The 17,304-nt window shown below is 71.7% G+C and carries 11 protein-coding genes; 2 read left to right on the top strand and 9 right to left on the bottom strand.

Going from position 1 to position 17,304, the window contains the following annotated elements:
* Positions 1-8 precede the first annotated feature (8 nt).
* Entirely contained in the window at positions 9-1,691 is a 1,683-nt protein-coding gene (locus tag AB0G47_RS19725; RefSeq protein WP_360771296.1) for an AMP-binding protein, read from the top strand.
* On the opposite strand, the gene AB0G47_RS19720 is transcribed toward AB0G47_RS19725, so the two are convergent.
* The gene (locus AB0G47_RS19720; protein WP_360771293.1) at positions 1,648-2,388 is read right to left on the bottom strand and encodes an HAD family phosphatase; all 741 of its coding nucleotides are present in this window, start codon (positions 2,386-2,388) and stop codon (positions 1,648-1,650) included. The two genes, AB0G47_RS19725 and AB0G47_RS19720, sit on opposite strands and share 44 nt — an antisense overlap.
* Before the next feature lie 26 nt (positions 2,389-2,414).
* Positions 2,415-2,897, bottom strand: a complete 483-nt coding sequence (locus tag AB0G47_RS19715) for an Lrp/AsnC family transcriptional regulator (protein ID WP_266869311.1) — start codon at positions 2,895-2,897, stop codon at positions 2,415-2,417.
* Positions 2,898-3,137: 240 nt separating this feature from the next.
* Between AB0G47_RS19715 and AB0G47_RS19710 the strand changes: the two genes are divergently transcribed.
* Positions 3,138-4,976, top strand: coding sequence for a glycoside hydrolase family 15 protein (locus AB0G47_RS19710; RefSeq protein ID WP_360771291.1), 1,839 nt, complete (start codon positions 3,138-3,140; stop codon positions 4,974-4,976).
* Here the strand turns inward: AB0G47_RS19710 and AB0G47_RS19705 are convergent.
* The 7 genes from AB0G47_RS19705 to AB0G47_RS19675 all read right to left on the bottom strand — a co-directional run bounded on the left by AB0G47_RS19705 (position 4,925) and on the right by AB0G47_RS19675 (position 17,223).
* Positions 4,925-5,662 carry a class I SAM-dependent methyltransferase gene (locus AB0G47_RS19705; protein ID WP_360771288.1) on the bottom strand — a complete coding sequence of 246 codons (738 nt, stop codon included), beginning with the start codon at positions 5,660-5,662 and terminating at the stop codon, positions 4,925-4,927. The genes AB0G47_RS19710 and AB0G47_RS19705 overlap by 52 nt on opposite strands.
* Before the next feature lie 6 nt (positions 5,663-5,668).
* Entirely contained in the window at positions 5,669-10,105 is a 4,437-nt protein-coding gene (locus AB0G47_RS19700; RefSeq protein ID WP_360771285.1) for an aminotransferase class I/II-fold pyridoxal phosphate-dependent enzyme, read from the bottom strand.
* A gap of 173 nt (positions 10,106-10,278) precedes the next feature.
* Positions 10,279-11,949: a right-handed parallel beta-helix repeat-containing protein gene (locus AB0G47_RS19695; RefSeq protein ID WP_360771282.1), complete on the bottom strand. Its 1,671-nt coding sequence runs from the start codon at positions 11,947-11,949 to the stop codon at positions 10,279-10,281.
* 5 nt (positions 11,950-11,954) lie between these two features.
* Positions 11,955-12,938, bottom strand: coding sequence for a UDP-glucuronic acid decarboxylase family protein (locus tag AB0G47_RS19690; protein WP_360771279.1), 984 nt, complete (start codon positions 12,936-12,938; stop codon positions 11,955-11,957).
* Complete coding sequence (locus AB0G47_RS19685; protein ID WP_360771276.1) at positions 12,935-14,311, bottom strand: UDP-glucose/GDP-mannose dehydrogenase family protein; 1,377 nt, start codon at positions 14,309-14,311, stop codon at positions 12,935-12,937. Before AB0G47_RS19685 ends, AB0G47_RS19690 begins: the two co-directional genes overlap by 4 nt.
* An 11-nt stretch (positions 14,312-14,322) precedes the next feature.
* Positions 14,323-15,387 carry a UDP-glucose 4-epimerase GalE gene (galE, locus tag AB0G47_RS19680; protein ID WP_360771273.1) on the bottom strand — a complete coding sequence of 355 codons (1,065 nt, stop codon included), beginning with the start codon at positions 15,385-15,387 and terminating at the stop codon, positions 14,323-14,325.
* A 6-nt stretch (positions 15,388-15,393) separates the two neighbouring features.
* On the bottom strand, positions 15,394-17,223 hold the full coding sequence (locus tag AB0G47_RS19675; RefSeq protein ID WP_360771270.1) for a glycosyltransferase family 2 protein: 1,830 nt from the start codon (positions 17,221-17,223) through the stop codon (positions 15,394-15,396).
* Between the last annotated feature and the right edge of the window lie 81 nt (positions 17,224-17,304).

Raw genomic sequence — 17,304 nt, 5'->3', positions numbered from 1 at the left:
AGCCGCCCATGCCAAGCCCCATGCGCAGTCCGATGCACGGCCCCATGCGCAGCCCCTTGAACCGCGAAGACCAGTTGAGCGACCTGCGTGCTCGTCAGGCCGACGCCAGGCGGGGCCGGCAGGCGGACACGGCGGAGCACCGCGCGGGGACACGCACCGTGCCCGGCTACGTGCGGCACTGGGCGCAGGCCGCGCCGGACAGGCCCGCGCTCGTCTTCGGGGATGAGACGTTCACGTACCGCCAACTCGACGACCTCACCGGCCGGTTGGCGGGCTGGCTCGACGCGCGGGGCGTGCGGGCCGGCGACCGGGTGGGCGTGCAGCTGCCCAACTGCCCGCAGTTCGTGATCGCAATGCTCGCCGTGCTGCGGGCCGGAGCCGTGCACGTACCGGTCAACCCGATGTTCCGCGCGGCGGAGCTGAGCCATGAACTGCGCGACGCGGGCCCGGAGATCGTCATCACGCACAGCTCGCTCACGGGCCTGCTCGACGAGGTACGCGCGGAGACCGCGGTGCGCGGCGTCCTGGTGGCCGACGACGCCGACGCCTGGGGCGCCGCCGTCGGGCATCCACCGCTCGGGCGCATCGCCGACGATCTGGACGCCCTCGCCGCCCTCAACTACACCGGCGGCACCACCGGAATGCCCAAGGGCTGCGAGCACACCCAGCGCCACATGATCTACACGGCCACCGCCATCGACAACAGCCGCGGCCCGCAGCCGTCCGACGACGGCATCGTCTCCCTCTGCTTCCTGCCGGTGTTCTGGATCGCGGGGGAGAACCTCGGCATCCTCGCCCCGCTCGTCTCCGGCGGCACGAGCGTGCTGCTGCCCCGCTGGGACCCGGCCGCCGTGCTCGCGTCGATCGAGCGGCACCGGGTCACCACCATGGCCGGAACGGTCGAGAACTACCTCGAACTCCTCTCCCACCCGGACTTCGCACGCCACGACCTCAGCTCGCTGACCGCCCCGCTCACCGTGTCCTTCATCCGCAAGCTCAGCCCCGAGCTGCGTGCCCGCTGGCGCGCGGCCGTCGGCGACGACAGCGTGCTGCGCGAGGCCTCGTACGGCATGACCGAGACCCACACCAGCGACACCAGCACGGTCGGCTTCCAGGACGGTGACCACGACCTGGCGGGCGACGCGACCTTCTGCGGTCTTCCCGTCCCCGGCACCGACGTCCTGATCGTCGACTTCGAGACCGGCGAGCCGCTGCCGATCGGCGACCCCGGCGAGATCATCGTCCGGGGCCCCTCGCTCCTGACCCGCTACTGGCGTGCCCCCGAGGCGACGGCTGCGGCGCTGCGCGACGGCTGGCTGCACACCGGCGACATCGGCCGCCTCGACGAGGACGGCTGTCTGCACTACCTGGGCCGCGACAAGGACATGATCAAGGTGAAGGGCATGAGCGTCTTCCCCGCCGAGGTCGAGACGCTGCTCGCCCGGCACCCGGACGTCCTGGCGGCGGCCGTCGTCGCCGTCCCGGACGCGGCGGCGGGCCAGCGTCCCTACGCGTACGTGCGCACCGTCGAGGGCAGCGCCCTCACCGCTCAGGAGCTGCGCGAGTGGGCGGCCGGTGCCATGGCGACGTACAAGGTGCCCGGCATAGAGCTCCTCGACGAACTGCCGTTGACCGCCACCGGCAAGATCAAGAAGACGGAGCTTGCGGAACGGGCCGCGACGCGTCGCTGAGGTCGTCGAGGCCGCTGAGGAAGTCGAGCGCGGCCTGCGCCGTGAACTCGCTCTGTCCGCCCCGCAGCAGCAGCCCCGCCGAAGCGAAGGCGGGGGCGTCCGCGTGGGCGGCGACGTAGGGGATCGCGATGCAGCGCATGCCGGCGGCGTGCGCCGCCGTCGCGCCCGGAGCGGCGTCCTCCAGGACCACGCAGTCGGCGGGGTCCGCGCCCAAGAGGGCCGCCGCGGCGAGGAAGACGTCGGGGGCGGGCTTGCCGTGCGCGACCTCGTCCGCGGAGATCACGGTGGTCAGCTGGGCGTCCAGGCCCGTACCGGAGAGGATCGCGTCGATCGCCGCCCGCGAGGAGCCGGACGCCACGGCCATCGGCACCCCGGCGCCGTGCAGCTGCTCCACCAGCTTGCGCATCTCGGGGAAGACGTGGGTGTCCGCGCGGGCCAGGGCGAGATAGCGGCGGTCGAGTTCGGCGAGCAGCTCGGCGACCGGTACGTCGATGCCGTAGCGGTCCTGCCAGGTGGCGAGGGTCTCCTGGGTGCCGATGCCGACGTAGGCCTCGTTGTCCGCCCAGGTGTACTCGACGCCGTGCTCGGCGAGCAGCGCGCGCGACGCCTCGTAGTAATTGGGCTCGCTGTCCACGAGCGTGCCGTCGAGATCGAAGATGACCGAGGTGCCGCCGAGAGGGCCGCCGAAGGTGCTCATGCCGTCAAGGATGCCAAAGGCCCAGCTCACCGCTGCGCGGCCGCGGTCCGCCCGATCGACTCGACCAGCGGGAGCAGCCGGCTCGGCACACGCTCGCGCAGCGCCATCTCGGTACGGGTGCGCACCACGCCCGGCAGCTGGATCAGCTGCTGGATGACGTCCTCCAGGTGGCCGTTGTCGCGGGCGACCACGCGGGTCAGCAGATCGCCGCCGCCGGTGATCGAGAAGGCCTCGATGATCTCGGGCACCGCGGCCAGTGCGTCGCCCACCTCGTCCAGATGCCCCTGGGTGACCTCGATGTGCACGAAGGCGAGGACCGGGTGGCCGAGCGCGGCGGGGGAGAGCGAGGGACCGGTCCCGGTGATCACACCGTCCCGCTCCAGACGGTCGAGCCGGGCCTGCAGGGTGCCGCGGGCGACGCCGAGTACGCGCGCGTACTCACGGACACTGGTGCGCGGCTGCTCCAGGAGCAGCCGCAGGATGCGGGTGTCGAGTTCGTCGACGGCCATGGTGCGGGTCTTTCAGGTGCACGAATACGGATGTACGGATGCGGGTGTACGCATGCGGGTGTACGCATGCGGAGCTGATCGGTGGTGACTGTATACGCAGCCCGCTCCTCACGCGTCCCGTACCCGCAGCAGCCCCCCCCGCCCGTGACCAGCGCCGCGACCGCGTAGCCCGCGGACCGGCCCGTGAGCAGCGAGCCGTACAATAGAAGGGCGGCAAGTGCACGATGGCGTAACTCGATCATGAATGCCCGTATCGAGGACTACGCCCTCATCAGTGACCTGGAGACCGCTGCCATGCTCGGCAGGGACGGGTCGATCGACTGGCTCTGCCTGCCCCGCTTCGACTCCCCGGCCTGTTTCGCCGCCCTGCTCGGCACGGGCGACAACGGCTTCTGGCGGATCTCCCCCAGCGGCGCGGGAGCGTGCACGCGGCGGGCCTACCGCCAGGACACCCTCGTCATGGACTCCTACTGGGAGCTCCCGACCGGTTCCGTACGCGTCACGGACTTCATGCCGCCGCGTGCCCAACTGCCGTGTGTCGTGCGCGTGGTCGAGGGTCTGTCGGGCGCCGTGGCGATGCGCAGCGAACTGCGGCCGCGGTTCAACCAGGGCCGGATCGTCCCCTGGGTGCGGGCCGAGGAGCACTGCACGGTCGCCGTCGCGGGGCCCGACTCGCTCTGGGTGAGCGCCGACGGCCCCGTGACGACCCAGGGTGACGCCGACCCGACGATCATCGACTTCACCGTCACGGCGGGCCAGCGCCTCACCCTGCAGCTGGCGTGGGCGCCTTCGCATGTGCCGGAGCCGCCCGGACCGCTCCGTGTGCCCGCCGAGACCGCGCTGAAGGCGACCAGCGACTTCTGGCGGCGCTGGACCGCGCGATGCCGCTACCAGGGCCCCTGGCGGGAGGCCGTCACCCGCTCGCTGATCACGCTCAAGGCGCTCACCTACGCGCCCACGGGCGGCGTCGTCGCCGCGCCGACCACCTCGCTGCCCGAGTGCGTCGGCGGCGAGCGCAACTGGGACTACCGGTTCTGCTGGCTGCGCGACTCCACGCTGACGCTGTCCTGTCTGCTGCGCAGCGGCTACCGGGACGAGGCGACGGCCTGGCTCGACTGGCTGGTGCGGGCGATCGCGGGCGACCCCGCGGATCTGCAGGCGGTGTACGGCCTCGGCGGACAGCGGCTGCTGCCGGAGGCCGAGGCGCCATGGCTGCCCGGCTACGAGGGTTCGCGGCCCGTCCGCTTCGGGAACGCCGCGGTGACCCAGCTTCAGCTCGACGTGTACGGCGAGGTCCTCGACACGCTCTGTCTGTCGCTGCGCGCCGGGATCCCGATGGAACCCCACATGTGGAGCCTGGTGAATTCCCTGATGCGCTACCTGCAAGAGCACTGGCGCGAGCCGGACCAGGGACTGTGGGAAGTGCGCGGCGCCAGGCGGCAGTTCGTGCACTCCAAGGTCATGTCGTGGGTCGCCGCCGACCGTGCCCTGCGCATGGGCGAACTGCTCGGCAGGAACGAACGCGCGCCGCAGTGGACGGCCATGCGCGACGCCGTGCACCAGGAGGTGTGCCGCGAGGGGTGGGACGCCGGGCTCCGGTCGTTCACCCAGTCCTACGGCTCGCCCGCCCTGGACGCATCGGCGCTGCTGATCCCCAAGGTCGGCTTCCTGCCGGCCGACGACCCGCGGGTGCGCGACACCGTCCTCGCGATGCGGGCCCTTGACGACAACGGCTTCGTACGGCGGTACGCGCACAACGGCAGCGGTGTGCACGGCGTGGACGGCATGCGCGGATCCGAGGGCACGTTCGTGGCGTGTTCCCTCTGGTACGCCGACGCGCTGGCGGCGACCGGCAGGCTCGAAGAGGCCCGGGAGACCTTCGAGCGCGTCCTGGACGTCCGCAACGACGTGGGCCTGCTCGCCGAGCAGTGGGACCCCGGATGCCGGCGCCAACTGGGCAACGCGCCCCAGGCGTTCAGCCATATCTCGCTGGTGGAGACGGCCTTCGCCCTGCGTGACGCGGGCGCTCACGAGGGGCCGCGGACGGCCGTCAGGAGCACCATGCCGGAGTCGCCGTAGTCGGGCAGCGTCGGATCGGCGTCGATCCGGGTGACGACGAGCCGCCGCGTCAGCGGCGCGAACACCTCCGTGACGACGTCCGGGTCCACCGGGCAGCCGGGCCAGCGCGATGCGGGGCCGATGCGGTAGGTGGGCATGTTCTCCATGAACGCGGCGACCAGGTGCCCGCCGGGGCCGACGGAGCGCACGAAGCGGTGGCAGAAGTCGGTGAACTCCGTGAAGTCCTCGGTGACTCCCTCGGCGACGAAGTTCATCGACGCGATGTCGTAGCCGCCGGGCGTGAGCGCCCGGATGTCGCCGTGCACCACGCGTACGCGCGTCAGGGCCTCCGGCAGGCTCGGGGGCAGGCCGGGGTTGAGGCTGCGGCACAGCTCGTAGAACGGCGACCAGCTGGCGTCCGGCGGCTGTTCGAGCTGCCGGGTCAGATAGGCGACGCCCGCCGCGCTCGCCTCCACGGCGTCGATCCGGCGGCTCGCGGCGGCGGCGAGCATGAGCGGATAAAGATTGGGCCCGGCCCCGAACTCCAGGGAGCGGGCGGCGCTTACCGGGGCGAACTGCCGGTAGAAGGCGGAGTGATGGGCGATCACCGCGGCGTCGGATGGATGCAGCTCGCGGTAGTTCTCGCCGAGATAGTCCTGGACGGGCCAGCTGTCCCAGTCCACGTCGTCGTTGCGGGTGGGCGCCATGCCGCCTCACCCCGCCGGACGGAGCGGAAACCGCTCGGAAAGAAGGGTCAGCGCCGTGCCCAGGCGATCGATGTCCTCGTCGGAGTTGAGGGCCGTGAGCTGTACGCGGAAACCGACCCGGTCGCGCGGCACGAGCGGATAGGCCGCCAGCGTCACATAGATGCCCTGCTCCCACAGGAAACGGCCGACCGCGTCCAGGTCGTCGGCGTTCTGCAGGGGGATCTCCACGATCGGCAGCTGATCGGAGTTGAGCGTCTGCACGCCGAGCGCCGCCACGTGATCGAGCACCCGGACGGTCTTGCGGTGCAGATCGGCGCGGATGGCGTCGCCGCGCCGGTCGTTGACCTCCAGGCCGGCGAGCGCGGTGGCCAGGGAGGCCGTCGGCGATGGCCCGGAGTACAGATACGGGGCCGCCGTGACCTTCAGGTGGTCCTTGAGCCACGACGGCAGCGCGAGAAAGGCGAGCAGCGATGAGTACGCCTTGGAGAAGCCGCCGACGAGCACGACACCGTCGTACGTCTCGCCCGTGTGCCGCACGACGCTGTTGCCGCGCAGCCCGTAGGGGCACGGCTCGTTCGCCCCGCGCTCCCCGATCACACCGAAGCCATGCGTGTCGTCGATGTACAGCGTGGCGTCCAAGTCCCGGCAGATACCGGCCAGTTCGGGGACGTCGGCGATGTTCCCGCTCATGCTGTTGACGCCGTCCAGGCAGACGAGGCGCGCCGCTCCCGCGGGCAGCGCCCGCAGTTCGGCGGCCAGTTCGTCCGGCCGCTCGGCGTGGAACCGCCGCAGCGTCGCGCCCTGGGCGCGGGCCGCCACACAGCCGTCGTACACCGTGCGGTGGGCCGCCGCCTCGACGAAGACATGGCCCTTGTCCGCGAGGACCGGGATCACCGAGGCGTGGATCAGCGTCGCCGTCGGCAGGAGCAGCGTGTCGGGCGCCCCGAGCAGCGCGGCGAGCCGTTCCTCGATCTCCGGGTAGAGCCGGGGGCTGCCGATGAGGCGTGACCAGCTGGGGTGCGTGCCCCAGCGGCGTACGGCGGGTTCGATGGCCCCGATGATCTCCGGGTCGCAGTCGAAGCCCAGATAGTTGCAGGACGCGAAGTCGATCAGCCAGTGTTCTCCGCTGCGGATGTGCCTGCCGCGCACCTCGTCCAGGACGGCGTCGCTCATCGGACTGGTCCGCCGCAGCTCGTCGAGATCGCCCCAGCGCGGGTCGTGCCGCATGTCCAGGGGCTCGGCATCCGCCCGGCTCATGGCGTTCTCCCTCGCGGGGGCGAGCGGCTTGGCCGGGACCGGTGCGGACCGGACGGGGGCGGCGGGGACGGCAGCCGGGGCGGTCGGCGCGGCACGGGCGCTCCCCGTGCCCCGGCATCGGCTTCCGGCGGCACCCCGGAGCATTCGTTCGCCCTGCTCCGCCGTCAGCGGGCGCGCGAAGAGATACCCCTGCCCGAACCGGCAGCCCATCCCCGCGAGCAGGTCGCGCTGCACGGGATCCTCGATGCCCTCGGCGATGACCTGAAGGCCCAGCGTGTCGGCGAGGTGGACGATGCCCTCGACGAGGGCGACCTGCCGGGTGTCGTCGGCGATGCCGTCGATGAAGGACTTGTCGATCTTCAGTACGTCGATGGGGAACTCCCGCAGATACCGCAGCGAGGAGAATCCCGTACCGAAGTCGTCGACCGCGATGCGCACCCCGAGGTCCTTGAGCGCCTCCATGACCGCCTGGATCTGGCCGTCCCGCCGCATCAGCACCGACTCGGTGAGCTCCAACTGCAGTGACCCCGCGGCGAGTCCGGGCGTCCGCAGCGCCTTGCGCACGTCGTCGAGGAAGCCCGTGTCGCGGAACTGCCGCGCGGAGACGTTGACGCTGAGATAGGGCGCGGCCGATGCGGCCGCCACCGTCTGCTGCAGGGCGACGATGTCGGCGGTGGCGTTGGCGAGCACCCAGGCGCCCAGCGGCGCGATGTGGCCGGTCTCCTCGGCGAGCGGGATGAACTGCTGCGGCGGCACCAGACCCCGCTGGGGATGCGGCCAGCGGGCGAGGGCCTCGAAGCCGACGATCTCGGGGGGATGCCCGTTCGGTTCGCCGGCCCGATGGCCGTTGGCCGAGATGTCCACGACGGGCTGGTAGCGCAGCGCGAACTCCTCGTCGGCGATCGCCCGCTCCAGGCTCGCCTGCAGGTCGTGCCGCTCCAGCATCCGTACGTGAAGGCGTGGCCGGAAGCGGCGCCACTGGCGCTTCCCTGCGGCCTTGGCGGCGTACAGGGCCAGGTCGGCGTGGGCGAGCAGCTCCTCGGCGCCGGAGCTGTCCGCGGCCGTGGCCACGCCGACGCTCGCCGACGCGCTCACCGTGGCGCCGGGCAGATGGAAGGGCCGGCTGAGCGCCTGCACCACCTGAGCGGCCAGGATCTCGGCGTCGGCGGGCTTCTTCGCGTCCTCCATGAGCACCGCGAACTCGTCGCCGCCGAGCCGGGCCGCGGTGTCGCTGCGGCGCAGCGACTGCGCGAGCCGGGAGCCGACGGCGGCGAGCAGCCGGTCGCCGACGGAGTGCCCCATCGTGTCGTTGACGACCTTGAAGTCGTCGAGGTCGATGAAGAGCACACAGGTGAGGGTCGACTCGCGGTTGCCACGCAGCAGCGCGCGCTCGATCCGCTCCAGGAGCAGCGTCCGGTTGGGCAGACCGGTCAGCGCGTCGTGGAAGGCCCGCTGGGTGAGCTCGTGCTCCAGCTGACGCTGCTCGGTCACGTCCCGCAGGGTGACGACAAGGCCCCGGACCGTCGGGTCGTCGCGCAGATCGCTGCAGCGCACCTCCACCTCGACGCGCCCGGTGTCGCGCCGCATCCACCAGTAGTCGTGGGGTTCGCGCTGCCCGCCGTCGCGCAGGGCCCGCAGCACCCGCCCCGCGCGGCGCCGGTCGCGCTGGTCGACCAGCTCGGGCAGTGTCGTCCCGATCAGCCGGGCGGCCCCGAACACGACCGCGGCGGACGGACTCGCGTACCGCACGGTGTCGTCGTCGTCGACGATCAGGATGACGTCCGACGCGTTGCGCACCAGCGTGCGGAAGTACGCCTCGCTCTCCCGGCGGATGATCTCCTGGCGCAGCGCGATGCGCTCCATGGCGAGGCCCGCGTGCGAGGCGAGGATCTCCAAGGAGCCCCAGATCTCCGTCAGTTGGCGCTCGGGGCCCGCCGCGATCAGCACACCGGGCGGCGCGTCACCCGCGGGACGGTCGCGCTGGATCATGGGGCACACCAGGGCGCTCTCGGGCGCCCCGAAGCGGGTGGTGATGTCGGGGCCGAGCTCGGCGACGGGCACCAGATGGGCGCGGTCCAGGGCGAGTTCGGTGGGCAGTGCCGAGGGAGATCCGTCGGTGCCGGGCAGCAGGGTGGCCGTGCGGACATCGGGCGCGGACAGCGCGGTGACCGCCCCGTCGCAGGTCTCCGCGATCTCCTCGGGCCTGACCGCCGACACCAGGGAGGAGGCAGCGGTACGCAGCGCAAGCTCACGGTCCACGGCCCTGCGGTGTGCCACGACCATCCCGGCGAGCCGGAAGATCACCAGGAGGAACAGCGCACCGGAGAACGCGGCGATCACGGGCGCGTCATGGGCCCTGCCCGCGAGCCCCTCGGCGAGCAGCACGGCCGGGGCGATCAGGGTGGCGAGGGCGAGCAGCGCGAGCCGGTGCGGCGGCGGGAGCAGGGACTTGCGCTGATGCGCGTACGCGGTCAGTTCCACCATCGACGGATGCAGCGCCGCGAGCCCCCAGGCCGTGTAGAAGACGATCCAGCCGAGGTCGAGCGGGGTGCCGGTCTGCCACAACCCGTTGAGCTGCAGAATTCCGTACGCGATGTCGAAGCCGAGCAGCGTGACGGTGCCGACGGCGAGCAGCTGAACGCAGCGGTTGTGGCCTGACACGGAGCCGGGGGTGAGCATCCCGGCAAGGAGCGCGAGGACCAGCACGTCGCCCAGCGGGTAGGCGATGCTGATCGCGCGCTGCGCCCAGGTCAGGCCCTCGACCTCGGTGAGCGGCTGGACGAGAAAGACCCAGACGGGCAGCGCGAGGCCGCCGGTGAAGATCAGCGCGTCGAGCAGGCTCGGCAGGTCGCGGCCCACCCAGCGGTAGCGGACGAGCCCGAAGAGCCCCGCGGCGAACAGCGGATACGTCGCCAGGTACAGGGCGTCGGCGGGGGAGGGAAACGGGTTGGAGGCGTGCAGATACTCCTCGACCACGTTGTAGTACGTGTCACCGGCGGCGAAGGTGAGCAGACCGGCGGCGAGCACCCACCACGGCCAGCGGTGCGCGGGACGGTGCACGCGCACGCCCGTGAGCACGGCGGCAGCGCCGCCGAGACCGATGAGCGCCCAGAGCGGGGCACGCAGGTCGGGAAGGCTCAGATAGGCCGCGGTGAGGGCGGCGACCAGCAGGACATAACCGGCCATCAGCCGGTTTCGTGCCCACAGCTCTCCCCGAGAACGTGCCCGAAGCAATGGAAAAGCGCCTCCCTGCGTGGCAGGGACACCGGGCCGAGGATCGCGTCAACCGGGGTCTCGCTCTTCGATCGTAGGCCCGGCGGGTGAGGGGCTGCATCTTCTCGGTCTTCTCGCCGGGAGGCTCAGTCATCCGCCGGGGGCAGGGCGGCACCGACGGGCGGGGGATGGCCGACCGTCTGCCCGAAGTAGTCGACGGGGCCCGGGTCGATGCCGAACAGCGCCTGTAGGTCCAGGCCCTTGCCGTCGAGGGCCGCGCAGTCCGGGGCCAGCAGGTGCGCGTCACCGGCGGAGTTCACGTCGGGCAGCTCGCCGCCGGCGAGGCAGGGATCGACGGTCAGGCCGACGGGCTGTCCCTGGAGGCGTTCCTGTCCGGTCGCCGCGCTCCACGCCTTGAGGCCGGAGAAGGTGCGGTCGCCCCACTGCGCGGTCCACTGTCCTTGCGGGGCACGGTAGTTGTTGCCCTGCACGAGGACGTTGGCGGCGGTCAGGCCCTCGTCCGCGAGGACCAGCGGGGAGCCGTCGGTGATGAAGTTGTTGTTGCGGACGGTGACGCCGGTCTGGCCGTCCATCAGGCGCAGGGCGGGACCGCTCCTGCCGTCCTCCAGGACGGTCATGACCACGGTGTTCTGGTACATCCGCAGATTGCGCACGTCGTGGCCGTAGACCGCGAGCCCGCCGAACTGTGGCAGCCTGCGGCCGTTGTCGGAGGACAGGTTGTAGCGGATCGTGTTGTCGGTGTGCGCGCCGTTCACCACGCGGGTGTAGGCGTAGAGGCCGGAGCCGTCGTTGTGGAAGGCCAGGTTGTACTGCATGGTCGAGCCCGAGACGTTCTCGTCGAACCCGAATCCTGCGCCGTCGACCTTGGAGCGCGTGTGGTTGCGGTACGCGGTGTTGTGCTCCAGGAGTACGTCGGTGGCGTCGTAGGCCCAGATGCCCACCGGGCCCGACGGCGCTGTGACGGCCGATCGGGCGCCGTTGTCGTGGGCGGTGGAGTTGCGCACCGTCGCCTGGCGCACGGAGCCGAGGATGATGCCGTCGCCGGTGTGCCGGTCGTCCGCCTTCGGGTCTCCGGCGTTCCGGTAGGAGGTGACGTCCTCGATCTCGAAGTCCTCGTGCGCATAGGCGGGTTGGCGGGGCTCGAACTTCGGGCCGTAGGTCAGCAGCCCGGCGTCCTTGTTGCCGTGCAACTCGGCCTGACGCACCGTCACATCGTTGAAGCCGGTGCGCTCTTCGTTGCTGCCGACCGCGATGCCCGCCCGGAATCCGGAGACCTCGACGTCGGAGACCAGGACATGGTCGATCGGTCCGCCGCCCGGACGGTCGGCGTAGAGGTTGATGCCCCCGTCGCCGGCGTAGGCGGCGCGGTCCCCGGTCACGTGAAGATCGCGGATCTCGACGCCCGCCGTGTTGTGCACGGAGATGCCGGGGGTGCCCTCGGCGTCGACGGTGGCCCGGCCCTCGCCGTACGACCCGATCACCACGGGCCGGTCCGCGTCGCCCGCCTCCGAGCCGTTCAGCGTGATGGTGCCGGTGAAGCGGGCGCCGCCTTCGAGGAGCAGCCGGTCGCCGGGCTCCAGTGCCACGCGTTCGGCGCGGGCCAGCGTGCGCCAGGCCTTGTCGGGCGATGAGCCTTCGTTGCCGTCGTCGCCATCGGTACTGACGTAGTACGTGCTGGTCGGCGAGTAGTGCGGCGTGGCGGCGCAGCCGCTCGCCGCGATCAGCGCGATCGCGGCGACGAGCGCACCTGGGGCGGCACGGCGCCCCAGGGCGGACGCGGCGGCTGTCCTGCGCATCGGAATCAGGCCTCCACGGGCTGCGGCGGTGCCAGGGCCGGCACCTCGGCGGGCGGCGGACCGGAACGGGCGGTGAACCACGCCACCGTGTGCCGCAGCCCTTCCTCCAGGGTGACCCGAGGAACCCAGCCGAGCTCTTCGAGCGCCCGGTTGATCACGGGGCGGCGGCGGGTCGGATCGTCGACGGGCAGCGGGCGGTACTCGATCGGGGAGCGCGATCCGGTGATCTTGCGGACGAGTTCCGCGAGCTCACGGACGGTGCGCTCGCTGGGATTGCCGAGGTTCACCGGGCCGCTGTGGCCGCTGTCGAGCATCGCCACCAGGCCGCGTACGAGGTCGTCGACGTAGCAGAAGCTGCGGGTCTGGCCGCCGTCGCCGTAGATCGTCAGCGGCCTGCCCGCAAGCGCCTGGCGGACGAAGGTCGACACCACGCGCCCGTCGTGCGGCCGCATCCGCGGACCATACGTGTTGAAGATCCTTACGATGCCCACGTCGACGCCCAGGCTGCGCCGGTAGGCCATGGAGAGCGCCTCCGCGTACCGCTTGGCCTCGTCGTAGACGCTGCGCGGGCCGACCGGGTTGACGTGGCCCCAGTAGTCCTCGGGCTGCGGGTGGATCTCCGGGTCGCCGTAGACCTCGCTGGTCGAGGTCAGCAGGAAGCGGGCGTCGTGCCGCTGGGCCAGGCGCAGGGCGTTCTCGGTGCCCCGGCTGCCGACGGCCAGGGTCTCCAGGGGCAGCCGCTGGTAGTCGGGCGGTGACGCGGGGCTCGCGAGGTGGGCCACCGCGTCCACCGGGCCCGGCACGTCGAACGGCTCGGTCACATCCGCTTGGCGCAGCCGGAAGCGGGGCGCGCCGCGCAGGTGGGCGACGTTCTCCGGTTCGCCGGTGCAGAAGTTGTCCAGGCACCAGACCGTGTCGCCTCTGGCGAGGAGCGCCTCGCACAGATGGGAGCCCATGAATCCGCCGCCGCCCGTCACCACGACCCTCATGACGCACCTCCGGTGAGTGCCGCCACGGGGGCGGTGGGTCGTGAGGGGGCGGCCGCCCGCGCCGAGAGTCGCGGGCGGCCCGGCGCGTGCACGGCCCAGCCGGCCGCCGACCAGGACTGCGGGTCGAAGCTGTTGCGGGCGTCCACGAGGACGGGGGAGCGGACCACCGAGGCGAGCGCGGCGGGGTCGATGTCGCGGTACTCGGGCCAGTTCGTGAGGTGCAGGACCAGGTCCGCGTCCTCGCAGGCCTTGTCGACGTCCAGGGTGTAGGTCAGCTCCGGGTGGACGGTGCGCGCGTTGTCGACGGCCTCGGGGTCGTGCACGCGGACCGTGGCGCCCTGTTCCTGCAGGGCGGCCGCCACGACGAGGGCCGGCGAGTCGCGCACGTCGTCGCTGCCGGGCTTGAACGCGGCGCCGAGGACGGCGATCCGGCGGCCGGTGAAGGAACCGCCGAGGAGTCCGCGTGCCTGGTCGACGGTGCGCCTGCGCTGCCGGGTGTTGATCCGGTCGACCTCGTGCAGGAACACCACGGCGTCGCCGGCGCCGAGCTCCTCGGCGCGGGCGGCGAAGGCCCGGATGTCCTTGGGGAAGCAACTCCCGCCGAAGCCGAGCCCCGGCTCAAGGAAGCGGGGGCCGATCCGGGAGTCCGCGCCGATGGCGGAGGCGAGCACCGACGCGTCGGCGCCGGCGGCGTCGCACACCTCGGCCATCGCGTTGATGAAGGAGATCTTGGTGGCGAGGAAGGAGTTCGCCGCCACTTTGACCAGCTCCGCGGTGGCCGGATCGGTGCTGAAGAACGGCACCCCGGCCAGGATCATCGGCGTATAAATCGCCCGCAGCACCCCCTCGGCGTGCTTCGACGAGACGCCCACGACGAGCCGCTCGGGCCGCATCGTGTCCTGGACGGCGGAGCCTTCGCGCAGGAACTCGGGGTTCCAGGCGACCTCCGTGCCCGGGGTCATCTCGGCGAGCCGCTCGGAGAGCCGGGCCGCCGTGCCCACCGGCACGGTGGACTTGCCGACGATCAGGCTGCCGGGCCGCAGATGCGGGGCCAGGCTGTCCACGACGGCGTCGACGTACCGCAGGTCGGCGGCCTCGCTGTCGGGCCGCTGCGGGGTGCCCACGCAGACGAAGTGTGTCCGGGCGAACGCGGCGCCCTCGGCGAGCGAGGTGGAGAAGCGCAGCCTGCCCGACGCGACGGTGCGGGCGAGCAGCTCGTCCAGGCCGCTCTCGTGGATGGGGGCCCGGCCCGCCGCAAGCGATGCGATCCGTTCGGCGTCGATGTCGATGCCGAGGACATCGTGGCCCAGGTCGGCCATGCACGCGGCGTGCACCGTCCCCACGTATCCGGTGCCTATCACTGTCATCCTCATGGCGTCGCTCCTCAAGGGTCGTGCCGGGTGCCGTTCGGGTGCCGTCCGGAGCCGGCGTAGCCGTGCGGATTGAGCTGCTGGAACCGCCATGCGTCACGGCACATGTCGGCCAGGTCGCGGGTGGGGCGCCAGCCCCAGGCGCGCGCCACCGCGCCCGCGTCGGCGACGAGTTCGGTGACGTCGCCGGGCCGGCGCGGCAGGATCTGGTACGGGACGGCCCGGCCGCAGGCCGCGGCGAACGCGGAGATCACGTCGAGGACCGAACGGCCCAGGCCGACGCCCAGGTTGAAGACCTGCATGCCGGGTCGGTCGGCGAGGTGGTCGAGGGCCACCCGGTGGGCCTCGGCGGTGTCCATGACGTGCAGATAGTCGCGGACAGCGGTGCCGTCGGGGGTGGCGTAGTCCTGGCCGAAGACGGGCAGCCGCTCCCGGCGGCCGACGGCGACCTGCGCGACGTACGGCATCAGATTGTCGGGCACGCCGCCGGGATCCTCGCCGAGGAGGCCGCTGGGGTGGGCGCCCACCGGGTTGAAGTAGCGCAGGGCGAGCACGGTGAACTCGGGGCAGCGGGCGCACACATCGGCGAGCAGCAGCTCGCAGAGCCACTTGGAGGAGGCGTACGGATTGGTGGGCGCCGCGGGCGTCGACTCGTCGAGCGGGCCGCGTCCCGCGTCGCCGTAGACCGAGCAGGACGAGGAGAACACCAGCTGGTGCACGTCGTGTTCCTGCATGACCCGCAGCAGCGCGGTCGTGCCGCCGACGTTGTTGTCGTAGTACTGGATGGGCATCCGTGTCGACTCGCCCACGGCCTTGTGCGCGGCAAAGTGCACGACGGCGTCCACGGAGTGGCGGTCGAATACGGCCGACAGGGCGCGCCGATCACGGATGTCCAGCTCATAGACGGCACCGACGAAGCGGTCGGTGATCCGTTCCACGCGGGTGAAGACCTGCGGGGTGCTGTTGGAGTAGTCGTCGATCACGATCAACTCGTAGCCGTGGTCGAGGAGTTCGACGCAGGTGTGGCTTCCGATGAAGCCCGCTCCGCCGGTGACCAGGATCGTGGACGGTTTCCTCATGGCCGTTCACCAGCCCAGGACGGCGGCGGCGTACGCCGGGTAGAAGGTGATGGCGGTGGCGACCGGCAGTGCCGCCAGAAGGCCGAGGGTCAGCGGGAGGCCCGCCGTGGGCAGCGCGTGGGTGAAGCGGAGGCCGGCCGCCCGTGCCGCCTCGCGGACGTGCAGCAGGGGAACGGCGATGGCGACGACGGCGTACGTCGTGGCGGCGAGCAGGCAGAGGAAGACGTAGCCGGCCGACGGGCTCGTCAACTCGCCGACCAGGGCGATCACGGAGAGCCCCGCGGCGAGCACGGCGAAGGGCAGGGTCAGCCGGGCGGGCAGCGGCCGCGGGCCGCCGGTGTCCTTGGGCGTGACCTTGAACGTGAGCGGCCGCGAGCGCAGCTTCTGGCCGACCGCGCCGAGCAGGCCCAGGATGACGAACGGCCAGCGGGCAAGCGCGAACAGCCAGGTCTCCCAGCTGACCAGGGGCGCGGCACGCGGCCGCAGCATCCCGCAGCGGCGCATCAGGAGCAGGGTCAGGAGCAGCCACACGGGCATGGTCCAGAAGTGGACCAGGAAGTCGAAGTAGTTGACGTTCATCCACGGAAGACCGGTGATGATGGCGATCGGCGGGAGCGTGAGGCCCGCGGTGATCATCAGGCCGAGCATCGGGTAGTACGCCAGGGCGTAGGAGAAGCGCAGGCGCAGCACGAAGGGCAGCCGGCGCAGATGGCGCGGCAGCAGGCCCAGAAGCATCGTGGTCAGGCTCCGTGACCACTGGTACTCCTGCGTGATCATGTCGCCGAAGGTGAGCGGACCGTCCCCGTGCGCCTCGGCGTCGACGGCGAACGCCCCGTGCCAGCCCGCCGAGTTGAGCAGATACGTGGTGGAGAAGTCCTCGGCGAGCTCCGGACCGAGCCCTCCGATGTCCCGCAGCGCCCGGGTGCGTACGGCGTAGTGGGAGCCGATGCACATCGGTGCGAGGCCGTCGCTGTGGCCGAGCTGCACCGCGCCGTGCCAGATGGCCTCGCGGTGCACTCGCCCCCGGGCCGCCCAGGAGTCCGGGCCATTGGCGTCGCACATGCTGGGCGCGGCGACATAGCCGATGGCGGGGTCGTCGAAGGGGCGGACCATTTCGGTGAGGTAGGTCGCGGCGGGCACGTGGTCGCAGTCGAGCTGCGCGACCACGTCGTAGCGCTGATAGCCCCAATGGTCGTAGAAGTAGGCGAGGTTGCCTTCCTTGCAGCGGGTGCGGCGCGGCCAGTCGGGCCGGTGGTAGGGGGTCACGCCGCGGCGGCAGGACATCCGCACCCGGTGGCTGCGGCACCACGCGGTGATCTCCTCGGTCGGGTCCTCGTCGCACAGCCATACGTCGTAGGTGTGCGGAAAGTCCTGGGCCAGCATCGCTTCGAGCGTCCGGCGGACGGTGGGCCACGGCTCCGAGGGGGCGCGGGTGACGGCGAAGGCGACCGGCGCCGCGGGGACCGGCAGGTCCGGGTTGACCCGGCGAAGGCGGAGCGCGGTGACGAAGAAGTAGCAGGGCAGGCCGGTGAGGTAGAGCAGCAGGACGCTGTTGACGATCAGACCCGCCCAGCCGACGCGGTGCTCGGGGCGCAGCCACCAGGCCCAGAAGTAGAGGAAGCTCAGCGCCCAGCCCATGGCGATCGCCGTGAGGAGGGCCCGGTCGCGGCGGGGGAGCGCGGGCACGAAGGTCGTCGGCCGGACGGTGCGCACCGGGAACGGCAGTCCGAAGACGGGTCCGCCGGGACTGATCCGGACGACGTTGCCGTCCGACATCCGCGCGAGTTCGCCCTCCAGCTCGGCCTGGTCCGCCGTGATCGGCTTGCTGTGCGTCATGGTGCGACGCTCCTGAGGGGCTCCGACGCTGTACGCTGACTACGTACGTTTACGTCGTATATGTACGACTTTGCACCCGAT

Source organism: Streptomyces sp. NPDC021622 (assembly GCF_040640795.1).
Classification (GTDB): domain Bacteria; phylum Actinomycetota; class Actinomycetes; order Streptomycetales; family Streptomycetaceae; genus Streptomyces.
This window is presented reverse-complemented; position numbering and strand designations above follow the sequence as displayed.